At 41.2% G+C, this 21,144-nt stretch carries 18 protein-coding genes and 1 other RNA gene; 13 read left to right on the top strand and 6 right to left on the bottom strand.

What is annotated here, in order from left to right; translation table 11 throughout:
* Nucleotides 1-10: 10 nt before the first annotated feature.
* Nucleotides 11-2,380 carry an NB-ARC domain-containing protein gene (locus HWQ39_RS12190; protein WP_292844730.1) on the bottom strand — a complete coding sequence of 790 codons (2,370 nt, stop codon included), beginning with the start codon at nt 2,378-2,380 and terminating at the stop codon, nt 11-13.
* A gap of 178 nt (nt 2,381-2,558) precedes the next feature.
* Here HWQ39_RS12190 and HWQ39_RS12185 point away from each other — a divergent pair, with 178 nt between their 5' ends.
* A complete protein-coding gene (locus HWQ39_RS12185) occupies nt 2,559-3,242 on the top strand; it encodes a Uma2 family endonuclease (RefSeq protein WP_292844728.1) in 684 nt (227 codons plus the stop codon).
* 37 nt (nt 3,243-3,279) lie between these two features.
* Here the strand turns inward: HWQ39_RS12185 and HWQ39_RS12180 are convergent, their stop codons facing one another.
* A complete protein-coding gene (locus HWQ39_RS12180; RefSeq protein ID WP_292844725.1) occupies nt 3,280-4,575 on the bottom strand; it encodes a hypothetical protein in 1,296 nt (431 codons plus the stop codon).
* 309 nt (nt 4,576-4,884) lie between these two features.
* On the opposite strand from HWQ39_RS12180, the gene HWQ39_RS12175 reads away from it, so the two are divergent.
* From HWQ39_RS12175 to HWQ39_RS12165, 3 genes are all read left to right on the top strand, one after another.
* Nucleotides 4,885-5,820 carry a ferritin-like domain-containing protein gene (locus HWQ39_RS12175; protein WP_292844722.1) on the top strand — a complete coding sequence of 312 codons (936 nt, stop codon included), beginning with the start codon at nt 4,885-4,887 and terminating at the stop codon, nt 5,818-5,820.
* A gap of 23 nt (nt 5,821-5,843) precedes the next feature.
* Entirely contained in the window at nt 5,844-6,602 is a 759-nt protein-coding gene (locus HWQ39_RS12170; protein ID WP_292844719.1) for an isoprenyl transferase, read from the top strand.
* Between the two features lie 205 nt (nt 6,603-6,807).
* The gene (locus tag HWQ39_RS12165; RefSeq protein ID WP_292844716.1) at nt 6,808-7,197 is read left to right on the top strand and encodes a hypothetical protein; all 390 of its coding nucleotides are present in this window, start codon (nt 6,808-6,810) and stop codon (nt 7,195-7,197) included.
* Nucleotides 7,198-7,587: 390 nt separating this feature from the next.
* Here HWQ39_RS12165 and HWQ39_RS12160 read toward each other — a convergent pair whose 3' ends face one another.
* Entirely contained in the window at nt 7,588-7,752 is a 165-nt protein-coding gene (locus HWQ39_RS12160) for a hypothetical protein (protein ID WP_292844713.1), read from the bottom strand.
* A 217-nt stretch (nt 7,753-7,969) separates the two neighbouring features.
* Complete coding sequence (trxA, locus tag HWQ39_RS12155) at nt 7,970-8,287, bottom strand: thioredoxin (RefSeq protein ID WP_179067113.1); 318 nt, start codon at nt 8,285-8,287, stop codon at nt 7,970-7,972.
* Between the two features lie 735 nt (nt 8,288-9,022).
* Between trxA and fabG the strand changes: the two genes are divergently transcribed.
* From fabG to HWQ39_RS12140, 3 genes are all read left to right on the top strand, one after another.
* The gene (fabG, locus tag HWQ39_RS12150; protein ID WP_292844708.1) at nt 9,023-9,769 is read left to right on the top strand and encodes a 3-oxoacyl-[acyl-carrier-protein] reductase; all 747 of its coding nucleotides are present in this window, start codon (nt 9,023-9,025) and stop codon (nt 9,767-9,769) included.
* 82 nt (nt 9,770-9,851) lie between these two features.
* Nucleotides 9,852-10,097, top strand: a complete 246-nt coding sequence (locus tag HWQ39_RS12145; protein ID WP_292844705.1) for a DUF2887 domain-containing protein — start codon at nt 9,852-9,854, stop codon at nt 10,095-10,097.
* On the top strand, nt 10,063-10,728 hold the full coding sequence (locus HWQ39_RS12140; RefSeq protein WP_292844984.1) for a DUF2887 domain-containing protein: 666 nt from the start codon (nt 10,063-10,065) through the stop codon (nt 10,726-10,728). The genes HWQ39_RS12145 and HWQ39_RS12140 overlap by 35 nt, the downstream gene beginning before the upstream one ends.
* A gap of 62 nt (nt 10,729-10,790) precedes the next feature.
* Here HWQ39_RS12140 and HWQ39_RS12135 read toward each other — a convergent pair whose 3' ends face one another.
* Nucleotides 10,791-11,873 (bottom strand): MraY family glycosyltransferase, encoded by a 1,083-nt coding sequence (locus HWQ39_RS12135; RefSeq protein WP_292844702.1) that lies wholly within the window; start codon nt 11,871-11,873, stop codon nt 10,791-10,793.
* A 158-nt stretch (nt 11,874-12,031) separates the two neighbouring features.
* On the opposite strand from HWQ39_RS12135, the gene groL reads away from it, so the two are divergent.
* The 6 genes from groL to HWQ39_RS12105 all read left to right on the top strand — a co-directional run bounded on the left by groL (nt 12,032) and on the right by HWQ39_RS12105 (nt 18,741).
* The gene (groL, locus tag HWQ39_RS12130; RefSeq protein WP_292844699.1) at nt 12,032-13,705 is read left to right on the top strand and encodes a chaperonin GroEL; all 1,674 of its coding nucleotides are present in this window, start codon (nt 12,032-12,034) and stop codon (nt 13,703-13,705) included.
* 379 nt (nt 13,706-14,084) lie between these two features.
* Entirely contained in the window at nt 14,085-15,227 is a 1,143-nt protein-coding gene (gene corA / locus HWQ39_RS12125) for a magnesium/cobalt transporter CorA (RefSeq protein ID WP_292844696.1), read from the top strand.
* A gap of 66 nt (nt 15,228-15,293) precedes the next feature.
* Nucleotides 15,294-15,992, top strand: a complete 699-nt coding sequence (locus tag HWQ39_RS12120) for a hypothetical protein (protein ID WP_292844693.1) — start codon at nt 15,294-15,296, stop codon at nt 15,990-15,992.
* 45 nt (nt 15,993-16,037) lie between these two features.
* Nucleotides 16,038-16,468: RNase P RNA component class A (rnpB, locus tag HWQ39_RS12115), an RNA gene on the top strand.
* Nucleotides 16,469-16,802: 334 nt separating this feature from the next.
* Nucleotides 16,803-17,522, top strand: a complete 720-nt coding sequence (gene rnc / locus HWQ39_RS12110; RefSeq protein ID WP_292844690.1) for a ribonuclease III — start codon at nt 16,803-16,805, stop codon at nt 17,520-17,522.
* A 109-nt stretch (nt 17,523-17,631) separates the two neighbouring features.
* Complete coding sequence (locus HWQ39_RS12105) at nt 17,632-18,741, top strand: Gfo/Idh/MocA family oxidoreductase (protein ID WP_292844687.1); 1,110 nt, start codon at nt 17,632-17,634, stop codon at nt 18,739-18,741.
* 74 nt (nt 18,742-18,815) lie between these two features.
* On the opposite strand, the gene HWQ39_RS12100 is transcribed toward HWQ39_RS12105, so the two are convergent.
* Nucleotides 18,816-20,942: an ATP-binding protein gene (locus HWQ39_RS12100; RefSeq protein ID WP_292844684.1), complete on the bottom strand. Its 2,127-nt coding sequence runs from the start codon at nt 20,940-20,942 to the stop codon at nt 18,816-18,818.
* Between the last annotated feature and the right edge of the window lie 202 nt (nt 20,943-21,144).

Below are 21,144 nucleotides of genomic sequence, written 5' to 3'. Positions count from 1 at the left end.
CAAACTTTAATTAACACAGGTTGGAGATTTTTTCAACTTGTTTCGGTGCTTTAATTTCAGTAAATAGCTGAATCGCCCGATTGAAGTTCATTTGATTTTCATCGGGCTTTGCCATTTTTTGATTAGTTAAACCCAATTGAAAATAAGCTTCAGCTAGATCGCACTTTGCACCTATTTTATCCAAAAGTTCGATTGCTTCTGTATGATTAGCAAGAGCTAATACAAAGTTTGTTTGTTGTCGATGGATTTCTGCTAAACCATTGAGAGTTTTTGCTTTTACCTGCATATAGTGACTTTCTTCAGCAAAAGTCAAAGCTTGCTGGAATATCTGATTTGCCTGGGAAAATTCGCCTAAATTGACGTAGGTTTGACCTAAAATTTGCATGAAATAGACAAATCTCCCAGTTTGTTCTACCAATTTTTCGTTCGTAATATTTTGATAAGCTACATTTGCTAATGCAGATGAGGCATCACGCAAACCTAAATAAGAATACACCAAAGCTAAACAGACTGAGGCTTTCTCCGCCCAGCGATGATGCTCGGTATTTTGAGCCAGATAAATCACTTGTTGAAATAAATTTGCGGCAGCCTCTAGTTCCCATAAATCTATTTTGTAAAGACCAATACTTAATAAAGAATCTACTTCTAGCATCCTCAGATAGTAAACTGTATGTTTATTTTCTGGCTGGGGTACAAGTGATTTGAGTGTTTGGGTTGCTAAAGTAATAGTCTTTTCTTGACAGGCGATCGCTTGGCTAATTTTACCTATTATCCAATATAAATCACCCAATATATTGTAAAGTTCGCTGAGATTTTGGTCATTTTCAAGATTGTGAACAACTTGATTAATTGCCATAAGTATCGGTTGAATTAAACCCATACGATACAACGTGCTACCAAGAGGTAAAAACTGCTGCCATTGATTATTTCGGCTTTTGAGAATGACCTTACCCGCTAACTCAAATTCTTGAATTTCTATGTAGTGATAATATGCTTCAAGAGCTTGCAAAGCATCTTTAAAAGTTTCAATTTCTTTAACACTATTTGTCCAAAATTCTGCGGCTTTGTGGTTGGCAATTTCCCATTCATCACTGGGGCATAAACGTGCGATCGCTTCTTTCCGAATCACCGGATGCAACCAATATTCACCTTTTTCACACTCCACCAAAGACCGATTTCTCAAGGAAGCGATAATTTGGCGATGTTGATCGGGTGGGACATCCCAAAGTAAACAAAACAAACCTTGAGATGGAATGGTGGGTATATCTTGGTAACGATAACATCCCAAACGGCAAAGCAAACGATATGCTTGGGGATCAAGGGTTTGCAGACGATTAATTTGACTAACGGCTAAATTTTTTAAGTCGGTTGCTGCTAAAGGATCGGCATGATTTTCTTGCCAATAAAGAACCATATCACCGTCGAAATCCTCTTGAATCGAACCGCAGAGAATTCCCATCGCTTTAGCATTACCGCCATAAGTGCGATGCATGATTTGCAAGGTTGACGAGTTGATAGTTAATCCCCGCTTGCTAAAAAACTGTTGCCATGCATTTTCATCCAAACCAGGGAGGCGATAGTGATTGACATTTAGTCCAGGTTCACAAAGGCGATCGCGACTGGTAATCAAGGTAACAGATTGGACTCTCGCATCAGCCAAAACCCGTAATAGTTCTACATAGTTGCGGTGAGAAGCAATCAACCCACCTTGTCGATCTAATGCAGGTTCTAGATTGTCAATTAACACCCCAATCCGCCGATTGTGAAGTTCGCGCTTGAGTCGTCCCAATGTAACCCCAAATTCTACCCCAGGTTCTCGATCGAAATCTTGTTTAAGCCATTCCTCTACTACTCGTTCGGCGGGGGTGATATTCTGCGTTTCCTTCGCCATCAGCAGTTCTAAAACCAAATCAAACCCCTGATGCAGATATTGCTGCGCTAGAGTAGTTTTCCCTAAACCGCCTTCACCTTGGATAACAATCACTTTCGAGCCTTGATTTACCAAAGTATTCAGGTGAGCGATCGCTTCTGTTCGCCCAATAAAATTGGTATCCTCTAATTTTGGGGTGAGTTGGGGCGATCGCGAGTAATCAATCAGACTTGATGATATAGCAGTAGTTTTTCTCAGAACTCGCTCCAAAGTAGCGCGACAATTACTTTTGGTAATCTTTTCTCGCAATACTTTAGAAAGCAACTTCCATAACTGAGAACCAGCATCCTTGGCGTGTCCTTCCGTACAACCGTAAGAATGAGCGATATCCAAGTATTTTCTACCCAACCAAACTTGCACAAGAATCACTTTTTGCAAATCGCTCAACCGTTCCCCAGTCTGCGGGGGAATTATGGCATCTAACCATGCTAATGCTGCTTCAGCGTCCATTGTGTAACGACAAGGGGAGTTCAGATTTTAGGGACAACTATAAATTACTTTACAGTTATGTTGTTGGACTTTTCGGATAAGATTCTGTAAATCCGACTTTTTTCCCGACTTTTCCGAATAAAGCTTTCTCATTTAATAAAATAAAGGTCATTAGGTAACATCAGCACCATTATTACTTATGGTGAAATCAGACCCTCATCAATTTCTGCCTAGCAGTGCTGAACTTCCTTGTTCAGACGATACCCCTGTGGATAACGAAGACCAGAATTTTATTCCTAACCTGCTTCTCTTCTTGCTGCAATATATTTGGGCAAACCGTAATGACTGGTTTTTCAGCGTCGATATGGGCGTTTACCATACCACAGGGGTTAGTCCACTTGTGCCGATTGTCCCAGACGGATTTTTGAGCTTAGGTGTAGAACGCCGCAAGGCAAGTAAATCACGTAAGAGTTATGTTCTTTGGGAAGAAAACGAAATTCCACCCATTCTTGCTTTAGAAATTGTCTCCTTAACTCCGGGTGGAGAATACGATAAAAAATTAGACATTTATGCCAAGTTAGGGGTACTGTATTACATTATTTATAATTCAGAGTATTGGCAACGCGATCGCCATCAACCTTTTGAAGTTTATCGCTTAGTAGATGGTAGCTATCAATTGCAAATTGGTGAACCTTTTTGGATGCCAGAAATCGGTTTGGGAATCGGGCGATCACAATACGTCTCTGGTAATATCCAGCGTCAGGTTTTGTATTGGTATGACCAACAAGGAAATCGCTATCAAACTCCAGAAGAACAGTTGGAGTTAGCACAAAAACAACTTGACCGTTATCGTCAGCAATTTGGTGAACTGCCAGAACGGTAAGCGGGGCGATACTCCTTTCATAGTATGATTTTGTTTCTTATACAAGATTTGAATAGATAATTGGATTGAAGGAACGTTGATGTATGCTCCACATTCCATTGGGTTCACCTCTCAAAGTTGCTTTATTAGTTTCATTTTTTATATAAATTAGATCAGCAGTTATTTCGCAGGTTTTTACCTCTTTTTTTACTATATATCTAACAGTAGCTATAATTGTAGTAGTTACTGGGGCTGTATCGTTGATAGAACTTATTAGAAAATCAATTTGCTTGATATGTCCAAATTCTTGCCTCACTTGTCCAGCTTTTTTATTGATTGGTATATCTAAATAATCAGTAATTAAAGTTGCCATCTTTCCGTAGTTGCTGTTCGTCCAGTAAAGCATAAACTCGGCAAAAGCTCTCTCTGGCGTATAGTTATCATAGTCATCAGGAGAACCCGTAGATGGTACATCTATTCCTACAGTTAGTTCTCTACTTTTCCAATCATTAAGATTTTTCTTAAGGTTTTGTATATCTAAAAAATCTTGAAAAGCTTGGATTATACTTTGTTTTTGTTCAACAGGGGGAGGATTTTTATTTCCTTTGCTAATAGCTATTGCCCAATCTTTTATCGCAAACAGAGCAGCCCAACATTTTGCTGCAACAATCTTATTAGCATAGCCCAAATCTCTACCATGTAAAATACCATTCCTATATGGAATCGTAATTTTTTCAGTGCTAGTTTTCTTTCTATTTACTCTAAATAGCTTGGATAATTCTTGTAACCCACTACTATGTGCTGCTATTGAATCCCATGCTGTCAGGTCTGTTCCTTCCGCAAAAAAACCTGTCTGCTCAATGTCATTTACCAAACCATCAATAAGCATTAATAAAATTGGTACACATGCATAATATCTTTCTGCCAGATAATCTTCCTTTGCGAGTTTTGCAAATTCCTCTCTATTCCGAAACTCCTTTACTACCGACATTGTTATGAGTAGCCATTGAAGAGTTTCTTCATTATAATAATCTGTTAGTAAATTTTCTGCTTCTTCAAATTTACTCTTATCTGCTAATTCAATAGCTTTTTGCATTAAATCTACATTTAATGATTCATAGGCTACCCAGCCAAATTGTGAAAAGTAACTATTAAACTTATCAGGAATGTAAAGAATTGTTAATTGTTCTTGAATCTCAGGTAAGTTACTAAATGCCTCTGATAAATTTGCATTTTTAATCCCAATAAATTCCAGAAAAGACACAATTTGAAAGACAGACTTCATCCCTGAAAATGTCTCTAGCAATTTTTTATAAGAAGGATTATCAATAATCTTTATATTATCTGATGGCATAAGCTATTTCTTGCTCGTTTAGCTACGTCTTTAACACTACTCAGTGATTTAGCCACATTTATGTACAGGCTAAACTCGTTCTAATGTAACACAGTGTAAAATAGCACTTCGACTATTAAGAGAGATTCTTTAGCTCACGGTAGTACACATAATTCAATGCTTGACTTTATCATCCATATATTTTGCATTAGACTTTTCCCCGACTTTTCCAATTACATCACATAAAACTGCCGACTTCAGCCGACTGACAAAACGAAGTGCGATCGCTTAGGCTATTGGGCATAGAGATAAAAATTTAAGTATAAAAATATGCTTAACACCCTCAGCCCAATCACAGAAGACTTAGCAGGTCAAAGCTATCCCAGCCCCCACTACTTGCAAACACAGCGCCGCATTCGCTCACTTCTAGACAGATATATTGCAGTCGAAAAACTACACGATCGCCTGCAAGATTTACCGATACAGTTTGCCGATCCCCAACCGCGTCCCTGGAAACACATCGACTGGCAGACGATTAACCGCAATCAAATTATTGGCTTAGACGCAGAGGTATTTTTATCTATCTTGATAGGTGCGATGGATACAGAAGCACCGATTCGCGGCTATACCCAAACTAGTCGGCAGTATTTGGAAAAATTGCATCCTCAGATGGCTCGGTTTGTTGGTGGAACAGTCGGTGAAAGTGGCGAACTGCTGGAACTTGGTTTGTGGGAAAAGGAAGAACGTCAGCACACACCTGCATTAATCAAAGTCTACACCCAATTAACAGGCGAGAAAATTACCCCAAAACTTCGGACTGTTAGAAGTTATCTCCCCACAGATGACCCTCACGAAGACCTATATCGCCACGGCTTACACCGCATTGCTACAGAATACGGTGCAACCTGTCTTTATATTTGGTTGATGGCTCACACCACTGGCGCACTCCAGGATGTTCTAGAGGAACTAGCACAGGATGAAATTAACCACATGACCAAATTCTGGGGGTTTGGAGTCTGGAGTTTTCCTGATACTGGGTTGATGCGAATTGGACGCACGCTGATTAAAACGCGATCGCAAAACTATCAGCGTAACAACCTGATGCGTACCCTCCGCCGCATGATGGGTACACTCAACTGGAATTCTTGGTCATTAACCAACAAAGCAACTCTCCTCTTCACCTTCACTTATACAATGCATCGCCTGTGGAGTTGGAACAACACCCTCACACCAGAGTACTTACAAAATTTATTTGAAACTAATTAGTCAAAACAAAGGACAAATGACAAATGACAAGTGACAAATCAAAATTACCCAGCGATTTAAACTCCCAAAAAATCCCCCAACATATCGCCGTCATCATGGATGGTAACGGCCGATGGGCAACCAGTCGAGGATTACCGCGCATCGCTGGACATCGCCAAGGAGCAAGTACGCTCAAAGAACTATTGCGTTGCTGCAAAGATTGGGGAGTCAAAGTGTTGACAGCCTATGCTTTCTCAACAGAAAATTGGCAGCGTCCCGTTGAAGAAGTGGATTTTCTGATGCATTTGTTTGAGCGATTACTACACCGCGAGTTGGCTCAGATGCATCGAGAAGGAGTGCGAATCTCGTTTATTGGAGATTTATCGGCTTTACCCAAGTCTCTACAGACGGAAATGGAGTGTTCAATGGCAGAGACATTGAACAATCAAGCAATCCACTTTACTGTTGCAGTTAATTATGGTAGCCGCAACGAAGTTACCAGAGTTTGCCGTCAACTAGCTGAACTCGTGGAACAAGGCGAACTCAGTGCGAAAGAAGTGAATGAAAGTCTTGTAGAACAACACCTCTATACGGCAGATACTCCAGAACCAGATTTACTGATTCGTACTAGTGGTGAGATGCGATTGAGTAATTTTCTTTTGTGGCAAATGGCGTATACAGAGATGTATTTCACCGATATTCTTTGGCCAGATTTTAATAGAGAAGCATTTCATCAAGCTTTGTTGAGTTACCAAAATCGCGATCGCCGTTTTGGTCAAGTTAAAGCTTCACTCTCAGCTTAGTCTACCAAACACCAAATATCGTCTCAAAACTAAACCGGATTTTTGCCATCAGCAATAAAGTAAAAGCACCCATATTACCACGATGGTATATGAGCGCTCACAAATAAAACATTATCGAGGATAATCTATCTGCTATGACAGACCGAAGTAACTATAAGAATAGCAGGCACTGGGTAAATAAACTGCAAGGGTAGTTACAAATGTTTTGTTAAAAATATTACTTACCGTCAATATGATGCTTGATTTAGGCAAAATCCAATCGATTGCGGAATCCTATTCTCCGCAAGAACTCTTCGCTGCCTTGGTTTGGCAGCGTCGGTTCAATGAGTTTGATGGCAAAGAGGTGATTACTGACCTTTCCAACCACAGAAATTTATGGGCCAGCTTTCTGTTCACAAAACCAATCTTTGCACCAGATGAAAACGGTTTAAGCTTTGGTGGTATGGTCGATACCCTCCTTGCAATGGCAAATTATCGTCCCATGCCTGAAACCAGCATTATCCATTTCATTGCTTATCCTGCCGATACACTAGACATCTCCGAAAAAGAATGTAAAGACGTAGCACTGCTACGTCTTTACAAGGGTTCTGGGTAACGCATCTTTAATTTCTGGAGATGTCTACTATACATCCTGACAGAGAACCAAGATACAAAAGTGTCATAGCTTTTAAATTTGGGCAAAAAATGGCGGGCCGATTCAGTAGAAGTCACTGATGGCACGAATGAAGATTACGGTTTGCGGCTGAAGCGCCGACTGAGAACTAGATTGGAAGGAGCGCTATTGGGTGAAGATATTCGCCAGGATGGTGATGCAGTGCTCGTTTCCTATTGGTGGGATTAAATTATCCCAACCTGCCTGACAGATGATGTTAGGGTTTTGCCCCTAAAGCAAACTGCGACGCAAGACTACAGGATAACTTTAGTGCTTATTGAAGAAGAATTCAGAAATCAGAATTCAGGAGTCAGAAACACCACTACAAATAAACTAATTATTTCTTTTGCCTGATTTACCAGTTTTATTGGAAAGTTGGTGTTTTTGTATTACCCGCTCAATCTGGCAAGTCACCGCATCTATTCTATGTTTAACCTTATCAAAATCAATATTCACCCAAATATAGGCTTTGTCTGGTCTTTGTTGCTTATTATTCATATATTGCTTTACTTGTCAAGATATATTGTTATATCTATACAATATAGCTATCCTAATTTCTAAACTACTTTCTCTAGACGTATAAGTAAATATGCTTAATATTTACTTAAGATTTTATCAAGTGATTTGATTCACAGAGGTGCACAATTGCTGTTTACTAAAAGAGACGCGATATATCGCGTCTCTAAGAAGCAAAATCAAAATTCTAAGTGTTAGCTTAAATCTTTGTTTGTAGATATTGCACCAACTGTGCTGCTTGCCTCACTCCCTCTATCCGATCCACAGGCTTACCCTCCTTAAACAATACCAAGGTTGGGAGAGATTCAATTTTATACTGAGTAGCTAATTCCGTGTATTTTTCTGTGTCGATTTTGACGATCCGCAAGCGATCTTTAAGTTGATTATTGACTTGCTCTAAAATTGGCGTCATCATCTGACAGGGACCACACCATTCAGCGTAAAAATCTACTAATACAGGTACATCAGAAGCGGACAGCATATCATCAAAGCTGTTAAATTCTTTTTGAGTTGCCATTATGACACATACCGATTTTCAACTGTTTGTTTCAATGGTAATTCTTAGAAAATAAAATCGGTATAGGTTTATGGTTTTTGTTGGGAAAAGATTAAATTAGTTAATATAGACTGATTTGCTAGCCAAAAGCTTAAATAATTATAATAAAAAACGTATTTTATTTTGGTTTGTGCATCTGCATTAGATATGTATTTAAACCTATTCTGAGCAACCAAATAATTATAAAGATATTCACGAGAGTGATGTCTACGATTGGTAGAACTGCAACACTTACTAGTCTATTGAGTCAGGCTAATTAGACATCTCCAGAAATTAAAGATGCGTTCCCCAGAACCCTTGTAGAGACGTAGCAGTGCTACGTCTCTACATTGTTTTTCGGAGATGTCTATTATATTGCTTAGAATTATTCATCCATTTACAGAGGAACAACTATAGATATTTAATTATAGTAAAATGTTAATTCGTTTTAGTCGAGTTATGTATAAATCTATTTTATTTGTGAGAATTGCAACTCGCAGATCCCCGACTTCTTTAAAGAAGTCGGGGATCTTGTTTCTGCGCTTTTGATTCAGTAGGGCTATATCTAGCTAAAAACGAGATATAGCTATCTAATTTGTATCATGCTAGCAAGATTGCCATCCCGCAAGAGTTAGATATTATCTAGACAATATTCAGATGTTCCCGAAATCACCATAAGATAATTAGCGCAGTATTTCTAAGTTTGAGGAACATTAAATGACATTATTACAAGATAAAGTCGCAATTATTACAGGTGCATCACGAGGAATCGGCCGCGCGATCGCAATCGAATTAGCCTCACAAGGAGCGATCGCAGTTGTCAATTATGCCAGTTCTAGTGCTGCGGCTGAAGCAGTTGTTGCAGAAATTATCGCAGCCGGAGGTCAGGCGATCGCTATCCAAGCAGACGTTTCTAAAAGCGATCAAGTAGACGCACTAATTAAGACCGTCACCGAAAAGTTTAGTCGTGTGGATATCTTAGTCAACAACGCAGGTATTACCCGCGACAATCTGCTTTTGCGTTTGAAGACAGAAGATTGGCAAGCTGTGATAGACCTTAATCTCACTGGTGTTTTCTTATGTACACGCGCCATCAGTAAAATTATGCTGAAGCAGCGATCGGGGCGGATTATCAACATTACTTCGGTTGCTGGGCTAATGGGCAACCCAGGACAATCAAACTACAGCGCCGCCAAAGCAGGTGTAATCGGCTTCACCAAAAGCGTTGCCAAAGAACTTGCGACTCGTGGGATCACCGTTAACGCCGTCGCCCCTGGATTCATCACCACCGATATGACCAGCGATCTCAACAACCCCGAAGATATTCTCAAATACATCCCACTCGGTCGCTTCGGTCAGCCTGAAGAAATCGCTGGTATGGTGCGCTTCCTCGCTGCCGATCCCGCCGCCGCCTACGTCACTGGACAAGTTTTTAACGTCGATGGCGGTATGGTAATGGCGTAAATAGTTGAGGGGTAGCGATTTTTCGTAGTTGAAGCTTTAGCGCCAACTACGAACTTATTAAATAAAATTTGACAGACTAATCATGAAAACAGACTCTATTTTTTATCGTTTATTTCAAACTTTCCCCAGTGCTTTTTTTGAATTAATTAATCTGCAACCATCAGAAGCAAATGCATATAATTTCGCTTCAGTAGAATTAAAGCAAACAGCATTTCGCATTGATGGAGTCTTTCTTCCTATTGCTGATACAAGTAGTCAGCCGATTTATTTTGTAGAGGTTCAATTTCAAGCCGATTTATTTTGTAGAGGTTCAATTTCAAAAAGATAACGAATTTTATGCTCGTTTATTTTCAGAAATATTTCTGTATTTACGACTTTACGCACCTACTTCAGATTGGCGAGCAGTAGTTATATTCCCTCGCCGCAGCCTTGAACCAAGCCAAATACAACCTTATCGAGTCTTACTCGAAAGCCAACTTGTAACGAGGCTATATTTAAACGAGCTTGGAGAAGTAACTGAATATTCCTTGGGAGTTGGTATTCTCAAATTAGTAGTTGTAAATAAAAAACAAACTCCCATATTAGTCAAAAGTTTGATTACAAAGATACGTTCGGAATTGAGCGATAAAGCACTTCAAAAAAAAGTGCTAGATTTAATAGAAACAATTGTAGTTTACAAACTACCGCGTATCAGTCGTCAGGAGTTGATAAAAATGTTTGGACTCGGTGATTTTGATATCAAAACTACTAGACTTTATGAGGAACTCAAGCAGGAAACAACTCTAGAGCTAGTCATGCGCCAGTTACGACGACGCATTGGTAATTTGAGTCCGCAATTGCAAGAGCGTATCAGCCAGTTATCTATTGAACAGCTTGAAAATCTAGCCGAAGCACTGTTAGATTTTTCCACAGAAGGAGACTTAGTTGTTTGGCTGCAAGACAATTTAACTCAAGCTTGAATTTTTTGTGGACAGAATAAACCATAGTAGGGCTAGCATTGTAATGCTCACCCTACAAGCAACTAAGGCTGTTGGCGTATTCTTTGCCAGACAGTAAAACCCAAAAGAAGGATAATGCTACTGGCGGTAGCTACCATTACAGCCAAACTCATACCTTGTATTCTCATCGCCAGCAAGTTGAAAACTAAGGTAATTGACCAAAGGGTAAACGCAGCATGGCGCTGGGATAGTCCCCAAGCAAGTAAGCGGTGGTGTAGGTGGTCTTTGCCAGGAGTACTCAGAGGGTTATTTCCTGCTAGTAGCCGCCGCACAAATACTTGAGTTGTATCTAGCACCGGTAACAACAAAAATAAAACCGTAGGAATTAAGGCATAAACTGTGTTTTGTTGCAGTTTACCTAAAATACTAGTTGCTGCCAGCACATAGCCAAAAAAGTATGCTCCGGCATCACCCATAATAATTCGTGAAGGATGAAAGTTATGGCGTAAAAAACCCAATGCGGCACCTGCCAAAGCTGCGAGTACTAAAATTGCCGCTGCACGATTGTTAAATTGGGCTGCAACTGCCAACAAACTCATTGCAGTAATAAAGCTGATTCCTCCTGCCAAACCATCCATACCATCCATCAAGTTGATGGCATTGGTAATCCCTACTACCCATAGTACTGTGAGCAATATGGACAGGAACGAGTCGATGGGAGTGCCAAACAGAACTTTAACACTGATGCCATTAGCTACCAATAATAGTGCCGTGACAATTTGCGCCCATAATCGCACAGAGGGCGGTAAGCCGAACTGATCGTCAATAAAGCCCACAAGAACTAATATCGAACCCCCCAACAGAATAGTTAGCACTTGAGCCAACACGGTTTGGAGTTCGATCGGTCGTAAAAGGCTAGCTAATACCAGCGCGGCAATCACACCCGCGTAGATAGCCAGCCCCCCAGCATTGGGTAAAGGTTCTCGGTTGAGTCGCCGGGCGTTGGGTTGGTCAGCCCAACCTACCCGCAAGGCGAATTTGCGTACTGTCGGAATTAAACGCCAAGTTACAAGGCAAGCTAAAAGGAACGTAAATACTACTGCCAACCAGCCGGTGCCGCCAGGGTCGGCAATACCGAGGTATTTAAGGGAGTTCTCTAGATTCATCTCCCAATTCAAGCATTACTGCCAGTATCTAATATGAGCATCACCTGTATATTAATCAATTTTTTTTATTTCCATTTGTAACTTGAGCCGCTTGAGAGATTAGCACTCTGGCGCTGTGAGTGCTAAATTGTCTAATGGAAGCGCTGGAGAAATGAAACATGGCGAAAATTATTGCATTTGATGAGGAATCTCGGCGAGCTCTAGAAAGGGGTGTTAACGCCCTTGCCGATGCCGTAAAAATCACCTTGGGGCCTAAAGGTCGCAATGTTCTTTTAGAGAAAAAATTTGGCGCACCTCAAATTGTCAACGATGGTATCACTGTTGCCAAGGAAATTGAATTAGAAGATCCTTTGGAAAATACTGGTGCAAGACTCATCCAAGAAGTGGCCTCAAAAACTAAAGATGTTGCTGGGGATGGGACAACCACCGCCACCGTTTTAGCACAAGCCTTGATTAAAGAAGGTTTGAAGAACGTCGCGGCTGGTAGTAACCCTGTTAGCTTGAGACGCGGGATCGACAAAACTATTGAGGCACTGGTACTAGAAATTGCCAAGATAGCCAAGCCAGTAGAAGGAAGTGCGATCGCTCAAGTTGCTACTGTCTCTGCTGGTAACGATGAAGAAGTTGGCCAAATGTTAGCTCAAGCAATGGAAAAAGTCACCAAAGATGGTGTAATTACCGTTGAAGAATCTAAATCTCTAACCACTGAACTAGAAGTAGTTGAGGGGATGCAGATTGACAGGGGTTACATTTCTCCCTACTTCGTCACCAACAACGAGCGGCAAATTGTCGAATTTGAAAATGCCCGAATTTTAGTGACAGATAAAAAAATCAGCAGCATCCAAGATTTAGTACCGATTTTGGAAAAAGTTGCCCGTTCTGGTCAGCCCTTGCTAATTATCGCTGAAGATGTCGAAGGTGATGCTTTGGCAACTTTGGTAGTGAACAAAGCGCGGGGTGTACTAGCCGTGGCTGCCATTAAAGCGCCTGGATTTGGCGATCGCCGCAAAGCTTTGTTAGAAGATATTGCCATTCTCACCGATGGACAGTTGATTTCGGAAGAAATCGGCTTAAGTTTGGATACCGCTTCTCTAGAAGCGCTGGGAACTGCCCGCAAAATCACCATTGACAAAGAAAGCACCACAATTGTCGCTGGTAGTGTTACCAAACCAGAGGTACAAAAGCGGATTGGTCAAATTCGCAGACAGTTGGAAGAAACTGATTCTGAGTACGATCAAGAAAAACTCCAGGAACGCATCGCCAAGCTTGCTGGCGGCGTGGCAGTGATTAAAGTGGGTGCAGCAACCGAAACCGAACTCAAAGACCGTAAGCTGCGGATTGAGGACGCGCTCAACGCTACTAAAGCTGCTGTGGAAGAAGGTATTGTTCCTGGTGGTGGGACAACCTTAATTCACTTAGCTAAGGCAGTAGAAGCGATTAAAAAGACCTTACAAAATGACGAAGAAAGAATTGGGGCTGATATTGTACAACGAGCGCTAGAAGCTCCCTTGCGCCAAATAGCAGACAACGCTGGTGCTGAAGGTTCTGTAATCGTCTCGAAAGTCCGGGATAGCGACTTCAATATTGGCTACAACGCTGCTACAGGCGAATTTGAAGACTTGATTGCTGCTGGTATTATCGACCCTGCCAAAGTCGTGCGTTCAGCTTTGCAAAACGCTGGTTCCATTGCTGGTTTGGTTTTAACCACCGAAGCGATCGTTGTTGAAAAGCCAGAGAAAAAATCCGCTGCTCCTGCCCCTGATATGGGCGGCATGGGCGGTATGGGTGGCATGGGCGGCATGGGAGGTATGGGCGGTATGGGCATGTTCTAACTTCTGCTCGCCCAGATAAATATTTTTTTAGCAGTTTGTCTTGCCAAGGCAAACTGTTTTTTTGTAATATTGCTGATTCAGAAGCAATATGTTATACCAATTCGTAATTCGTAATGACGCTCTCTACGAGACGCTAAAAGCGTAGCTTGCTTCTCTGAAAGAGTACGTGGACTCGCTACCGCTACGCTAACGTAATTCGTAATTGAGATTCGTCAGATTAAATCTGGCTGATGATCAAATTAGCAACCTAGTAAGTCCATAGTTTAGAAATTACCTTCTTTATATTAATTTTTATAAAATTACGTGTAAGCTGTCCTTTGTGATTTGTTCTTTACCAATGACAAATGACAAATAACAAATGACTATTAGGTAATATTGCATGGCACGAAAACTGCGTCGCCTTCCCAAAATACTAAACAAGCCACATGATGATGAGTTCTATCACCAACCAGGGACTTTACCAGGAACCATTTTTATTAATGCAGACGCTCCGCTACCGATCATTTTCTTGATTGACTATAACCAAACAAATTTCATCCGCGAACAAGTAGCAACTCCAGAGGAGTGTGTCCCCTATCTTGAAACAGAATCGATTTCTTGGGTAGATGTACAAGGTTTAGGTAGTCAAGACATATTACAACGATTGGGTAATGTTTTTGAGTTACATCCTCTAGTTTTAGAAGATGTAGTCAATGTACCAGAGCGCCCCAAAACAGAGGATTATGAAGACCAATTGCTATTCATTGCCCGCATGGTAGTACCAAAGGAAAAAACATGTGGTTTTTACAGCGAGCAAGTGAGTTTGATATTAGGAAAAAATTATTTGTTGACAGTACAAGAAGAACCAGAACATGATTGCTTTGAAGGCGTGCGATCGCGGATTGAAAAAAACAAAGGTATCATCCGTAAACAGGGAGCGGATTATTTAGCTTACGCCCTGTTAGATGCAATTATTGATGGCTTTTTCCCAGTGCTGGAGCTTTATGGTGAGCGAATCGAAGAGTTGGAAGAAGAGGTAATAGTCAGACCTACCCCACAAACACTCCAAAATATCTATCAAATTCGGCGAGAATTACTGCAACTACGTCGTGCTATCTGGCCCCAACGGGATGCAATTAATGCCTTAATTCGAGATGGCAGTGATTTGATTAGTGAAGACGTGCGAATCTACCTACGAGATTGTTATGACCATACAGTGCAAGTAATGGATATGGTGGAAACTTACCGCGAACTAGCATCTGGATTAATGGATGTGTACCTTTCGGCAGTAAGCAACAAAATGAATGAAATCATGAAGGTACTAACGATAGTTTCAACAATTTTTATTCCATTGACTTTTGTCGCTGGAATATATGGTATGAATTTCAATACCGAAAAATCGCCATATAATATGCCTGAGTTGAATTGGTATTGGGGTTATCCACTTTGCTGGGCAATAATGATAGCGATCGCACTTGGTTTGCTATTCTTTTTTTGGCGACGAGGCTGGCTACAAAATTCTGTAGTAACCAAGCGCAATTAAAAATTGCAGATGAGCAATAAGTCTGAATATATATTCATTAGCACCGGGAGTTAAGATTTTTGAGTTATGAGGAGTAGCGACCAGAATTTAATAGTTTTGACGATTTATATTATCGGTGTCTCTTATGTTTTTAACCGCATGATTGAATCCATCGATGACCAAATTAAGTTTGAGTTTAAGAAAGGAACCGTTGATGAGCAACTCAAAGAACAAAATCTCGACGATAAAATTGGAATTTCCTTTAAACTCAAAGCCTCATATCCAATTGACGATTTGAAAGATTTAGGAATTAGCATTGAAAATAAATCTGATAATGTTGCCGTATACGTTGACTGGGATAACAGTTCTTTAGTAGTTGAACATAGCAAGCAATCGCGCCGCGTGATTCGGAAATCACCAGACTTAACCCGCGACTTAGCAGTACCCCAGAGTCCAAGCCTAATTGCTCCCAAGAAAACACTTTCGGAAACTGTGACAGCAGAAGATGTTTTCGAGCGCGATCAAGTCGCTGGAACCTATTTAGCAAAAAAACCACTAATTGATATCAACGGGCTACAAAAAGGGCAAAAAAAGTTGTACAACGACTTTATTAATAGAAAAAAGGAGTTGGACTTTTCCCTGCAACTGGTGCTACGGATATCTGAAGTGCGTTTAGGTCTAGCCCCAGGTCGTGATTTTCCTCCCATTAGTATTATCAATTGTCCTTTCACAGTCAAAAAGCTACCTTGGACTTACGCTCTACCTTGGAATAAAAAAAAGCAATAGCAGTCAGACACACTATGCCAACCAAGATTACACTGGATCTAAGGAGAGAGTAGGCGCAGGCGGTTGCAGATCAGTCTTAGTCACTGGTTTGAGGAAAGTCCGGGCTCCCGAAAGACCAAACTTGCTGGATAACGTCCAGTGCGAGCGATCGTGAGGATAGTGCCACAGAAAGATACCGCCAGGATTAGGGGCTGGGGGCTAGGGACTGGGGACTGGGAAGAATTTTCCTAATCCCCAATCCCTAATCCCCAATCCCCAACCTGGTAAGGGTGCAAAGGTGCGGTAAGAGCGCACCAGCAGTATCGAGAGGTGCTGGCTCGGTAAACCCCGGTTGGGAGCAAGGCGATAGGGACTATGGTTGGTCTTTTACCAGTTCCGCTCAATGAGAGCCGCTTGAGGCGTTTGGTAACAAACGTCCCAGATAGATAACTGCCCTCGCAAGAGAACAGAACCCGGCTTATGTCCTGCTCTCTCCCCTTTAATGGAGTATGAACCTTTGACGGTTTGTACTCTATTATTTGTATGGGTTTTATGCGATCGCTAATTCATCATTAATTCAACGTGAGTTCGACTAATCATAATATCTACATTTGCGTGTCACCAAGGAAATGAAGGAAGAAGTAAAAGCGAAAGAAGATCCTCCTGAATTTTGCCGTCAAGCTATCCAAGAGAAGCTAGATAGAGAGAAGTAGCAAAAAGTTGTTAGAGTAATAGTCCAAGAACTTTAGAAATATAAATCATAGATAGCAAGTTAACTTCCCCTGCTTCCCCTGCCTCTCCTGCCCCCTGCCCCATTCCCCTTGTCATGTAATGCCCCTTGCCTATCCACGCCGTCAACGGCAACTCGAAAGTTTAGTCCAAAAATTAGGTTTATCGCTAGAAGCACCTATAAAGTGGGAACTACTGGATTTAGCGCTCACTCATCCCACTGTTTCTGAGTCGGCAAATTACGAACAGCTGGAGTTTGTTGGCGATGCAGTGGTGCGCCTGGTGTCGGCTGTTGTGTTATGGGAAAATTATCCCGATTGTCCAGTAGGGGATTTTGCGGCAATTCGTTCAGTGTTGGTGAGCGATCGCATTCTTGCACAATTGGCCAGAGTTTATGGTTTAGAGTTATACTTACTAGTCGCTGGTAGTGCGACCGCTGATAAAGTTGGTCTAGAATCACGACTAGCAGATGCTTTTGAAGCCGTCCTGGGTGCGCTTTACTTAAGTACTCAAAATCTGGAATTGATTCGCTCTTGGCTAGATCCCCACTTCCACCAACTAGCAACAGAAATTCGCCTTGATCCTGCCAGACTTAATTACAAAGCTGCTCTCCAAGAATGGACTCAGGCGCAATTTAAAGTTTTACCAGAATATCGGGTTGTGGAAGTCAGTCAACCGCACCGCAATCAAGAACGTTTTATGGCTGAAGTGTGGCTGCACGGAAACAAACTTGGAGAAGGTAGGGGGCGATCGATCAAAACTGCTGAACAAGCCGCAGCTAAAGTAGCTTTTTTAGCAATTCCTAATCCGCAAATACCCTGAGCTTAAAAGAAGGGCAATTAGTCGATAATCAGTTGATTGTCAGTGGTCATTTGTCCCTCATCCTTTGTATACAAATAACTAATGACAAATGACAAATGACTAATAACTAATGACAAATAAAATTAATATTGCTGTTATCGGAGTTGGGCGTTGGGGAGTGCATCTGTTGCGGAATTTTTTAGCGCATCCCCAAGTAAATGTAGTTGCTGTAGTAGACCCCCATCCAGAAAGATTAGCGGCGGTCAAGCAGCAGTTTGACTTAGATGAGAATGTATTATTAACAACCCAGTGGCAGGATTTAAAGACAGTGCCAAGGTTGACAGGAGTTGCGATCGCAACTCCTGCTACCACCCACTATGCTTTGATTAAAGATGCTCTCCAAGAAGGATACCATGTTTTGGCAGAAAAACCTCTAACTCTCAACCCAGTAGAATGTCGGGAACTTTGCCATTTAGCAGAGCAGCATCATTTAATACTCATGGTTGACCACACTTATTTATTTCACCCAGCAGTTGAGCGAGGCAAAACTGTAGTACAGGCGGGTAAATTAGGCGATTTACGCTATGGTTACGCTACCCGCACCCATTTAGGGCCTGTCCGGCAAGATGTTGATGCGCTGTGGGACTTAGCTATTCACGATATTGCTATATTTAACGCTTGGCTTGGGCAAATTCCTATCAAAGTACAAGCAACGGGTACGGTGTGGCTACAGGGGGCAGGGGAGCAGGGGAGCAGGGGAGCAGAGGGAAAGAAAGATACAAATTCTCCTGTGCCTCAAGGTTTGGCCGATCTAGTATGGTTGACACTAACATACTCAGATGGCTTTCAAGCTTATATTCACTTGTGCTGGCTGAATCCTGATAAGCAGCGACGGCTGGGGATTGTGGGGAGCCTTGGTAGTTTGATTTTTGATGAGATGTCACTATCATCACCTTTAAGCCTGCTACATGGAGAGTTTGAACGGCAGGGTAATCAATTTATTCCTGTAAATCAAAAGCAGGTGGTGCTGGAATTAGAGCCAGGGGAACCATTGCAGAAGGTTTGCTCCTCCTTTGTTGTCTCTATTCTCAACAATACTCCCTCAGAAGTTTCATCTGGGTGGATAGGCACTGAGTTAGTAGAAATTCTTACTGCTTTAACAGCATCTCTTGAGCAAGGTGGCAAACCTATTTTTCTAAATGTTCATCAAGTATCAACATTAATAATCAGTGACTCTTGAATATAAATTTTTGACTTTGCCAAGAGGGTTTAAAGCCCCGCCCCTTTTGATTGCCTCCTACCTCCTTGACAAATTTACCTTTCGGAAGTCCCATTTGCACAAACTTTTCCTTTTGGAAGACTTACCAGGATAGTTTGCAACGGTGAAAGACGAATCTCGCAAGTCTCATTACCAATTAGTACCAGGGACTTTGGTAACATCTCTTTGTCTAGCTCTATTTTCACAGGCTTATTGCTCCCCAAAGAGGAACTTCCCCCATCCTGTAGGCTAGGATAGCGGCTTGCTTTTGCCCCGTCATTCCCAGAAGATAATCCCAAATCCTCTACATTTTCTTCTTTTTTAGGAACGGCTAACAGCGAGATATCAATCAAAGGTAAGGTAATTTTCAGTGTTGTACCTTGATGAAGTCCTGCACTCTCAAGAGTAATGCTGCCTCCCATGAGTTCGATTAAGTTTCGTGAAATTGCTAGTCCCAGTCCAGTGCCTTCAAACTGACGTGTGGTTGTACCATTCACCATCACAAAGGGACGAAATAGTTTATGCTGTTGGGTTGGATCGATGCCTATACCTGTATCTTTGACGGCGACTACCACCTGAGATTGACCACTACTATGTTGAATTTCTGTAGTAATGGTGATACTTCCTGTGTCGGTGAACTTAGTAGCATTACCGATAACATTAATCAGCACTTGCTTTAGTTTTGGCGCATCTGCTTTTATTGGTATAACTTGAGAATCTAACTCACATTTCAATTGCAAGCCCTTTTGCTGAACATTTACTGATTGTAAATTAATCACCTCTAATAATATTTGTCGGAGGTCAAGGGGTGTGGAGACGACTGAAAGCTTACCTGCTTCGATTTTAGAAATGTCGAGTAAATCATTAATAATACCTAGCAAATGTATCGTTGTTTCATCTGCACGTTTGAGAAAATCCATTTCTTCTTCTCGGTCATCACATAAGCCATCTTCAACGAGGCGAATACAGTTAATAATAATATTTAATGGGTTTCTCAATTCATGAGAAGTCGTAGCCAAAAATTGGCTTTTAATTTGGTTAGCGGTTTTCGCTTCTTTCCAAGCTATTTCTAGTTCTTCTGAACCAGCTTTGAGCCGTTCTACCATTTGGTCTAAGGCTTGGGCTAGTTGATTGAATTCCCGGATTTGAAAATTGTGCGGAACTGGTTGTGCAGCGTGGTGAGAGTGAATATTGAGAGCGTAATCTCGCAATTCTTCTACAGGACGTGCCAAGTAAGGAGCTAAATATAGGGATGCTAACAAGCTTGCACCAATCAAACCAACTGTCAAAACGATGAGAATTAATTTGATTTCTTCTAAACCAAAAAGCGCATTCTCAACACTAGTAACAGCTAAGACTATCCATTTTTCCTGATGCTGTTGACTTAGGGGATTTGTAATAGCTGTATAACCAGCTACTAATTCTTTGCCATCTGTAAAAGACAAATTTATCGAATCGTTTCGCCCAGCGATCGCATTTTTAATTATGCTTTTGAGTTGAGAAGCATAAGGGTGCTGATTGATATTAGTTCCCACCCAGTCTGCGAATGGGTGTGCCAAAATTGTACCATCTTCAGCAATCACTACCATCGCACCTGTGAGCGATCCAGGTGGATTTCTGGTTTGTTGGTACAATGCAGACTGAATACTTAAGCTGTAAACTAAATTTCTTGGGCTATCGGAAACTGGTGCAGATAAAACTACTTGTAGTTGATTTTGTGTGTTTCTTTTTCCAGTCATTCCTGCCTTTGGTGGCAAGATTGATTTGACATCAATTCCGTCACTTGGCAAAGGTAATATCAATTCTCCAATAGCTTGATCTCCACAGCTACTAGCAATTATTTTCTGGTTTAACAGATTCGTCAATTGGATACATTCAATACTGGCTGGAAGTTGTTGCCTTAACTGCGTGAGAATTTCTTGTTCTTGTATCCGCGAACCCGACGGAATAACTGTCGTTTTACTTACACTCAGCAAATTAGCTTTTAAGATTGCGATCGCATCTCCAATTCTCTCACCTTTACTGATGGCGCTTTCGGTTAAATTTTGACGCGCAGTTCCCAATATGCTAGAACGTGCCTTATTTAAGGCAACAATTTCGCCTACAAGTAAAACTGGAACGAAGACCAGCAATATTCTCGTTACTAAAATTCGGCGAAAGGAAGATTGGCGGGAATTAGTCATCGAGTGTCTCACTTTGCATCTGCAAACCACAACAGCAAAGATATGTAATTAGACCAGCTAGATGAGACATTTTATTAAATTATCAGAATTTTATTTTCAATGTTTAAAAATAACAAATTACTATAATCCAAAAAGAAACGTGGGATACCAAAACTTGTATATGCTAGATATGAAAGTGATTTGTGCTGCATATAAATACAGT

Origin of the sequence: Nostoc sp. NMS8 (genome assembly GCF_017115045.1) — a bacterium.
In the GTDB taxonomy this organism is placed as follows: Bacteria; Cyanobacteriota; Cyanobacteriia; order Cyanobacteriales; family Nostocaceae; genus Nostoc.
This window is presented reverse-complemented; position numbering and strand designations above follow the sequence as displayed.

Coding starts and splice junctions, on each gene's coding strand:
- HWQ39_RS12190 (WP_292844730.1), bottom strand. CDS start 2,380: ATGGACGCTGAAGCAGCATTAGCATGGTTAGATGCCATAATTCCCCCG.
- HWQ39_RS12135 (WP_292844702.1), bottom strand. CDS start 11,873: ATGAATCTAGAGAACTCCCTTAAATACCTCGGTATTGCCGACCCTGGC.
- HWQ39_RS12180 (WP_292844725.1), bottom strand. CDS start 4,575: ATGCCATCAGATAATATAAAGATTATTGATAATCCTTCTTATAAAAAA.
- HWQ39_RS12160 (WP_292844713.1), bottom strand. CDS start 7,752: ATGAATAATAAGCAACAAAGACCAGACAAAGCCTATATTTGGGTGAAT.
- trxA (WP_179067113.1), bottom strand. CDS start 8,287: ATGGCAACTCAAAAAGAATTTAACAGCTTTGATGATATGCTGTCCGCT.
- HWQ39_RS12120 (WP_292844693.1), top strand. CDS start 15,294: ATGAGGAGTAGCGACCAGAATTTAATAGTTTTGACGATTTATATTATC.
- rnc (WP_292844690.1), top strand. CDS start 16,803: ATGCCCCTTGCCTATCCACGCCGTCAACGGCAACTCGAAAGTTTAGTC.
- HWQ39_RS12105 (WP_292844687.1), top strand. CDS start 17,632: ATGACAAATAAAATTAATATTGCTGTTATCGGAGTTGGGCGTTGGGGA.
- HWQ39_RS12175 (WP_292844722.1), top strand. CDS start 4,885: ATGCTTAACACCCTCAGCCCAATCACAGAAGACTTAGCAGGTCAAAGC.
- groL (WP_292844699.1), top strand. CDS start 12,032: ATGGCGAAAATTATTGCATTTGATGAGGAATCTCGGCGAGCTCTAGAA.
- HWQ39_RS12170 (WP_292844719.1), top strand. CDS start 5,844: ATGACAAGTGACAAATCAAAATTACCCAGCGATTTAAACTCCCAAAAA.
- HWQ39_RS12145 (WP_292844705.1), top strand. CDS start 9,852: ATGAAAACAGACTCTATTTTTTATCGTTTATTTCAAACTTTCCCCAGT.
- fabG (WP_292844708.1), top strand. CDS start 9,023: ATGACATTATTACAAGATAAAGTCGCAATTATTACAGGTGCATCACGA.
- corA (WP_292844696.1), top strand. CDS start 14,085: ATGGCACGAAAACTGCGTCGCCTTCCCAAAATACTAAACAAGCCACAT.
- HWQ39_RS12100 (WP_292844684.1), bottom strand. CDS start 20,942: ATGACTAATTCCCGCCAATCTTCCTTTCGCCGAATTTTAGTAACGAGA.
- HWQ39_RS12185 (WP_292844728.1), top strand. CDS start 2,559: ATGGTGAAATCAGACCCTCATCAATTTCTGCCTAGCAGTGCTGAACTT.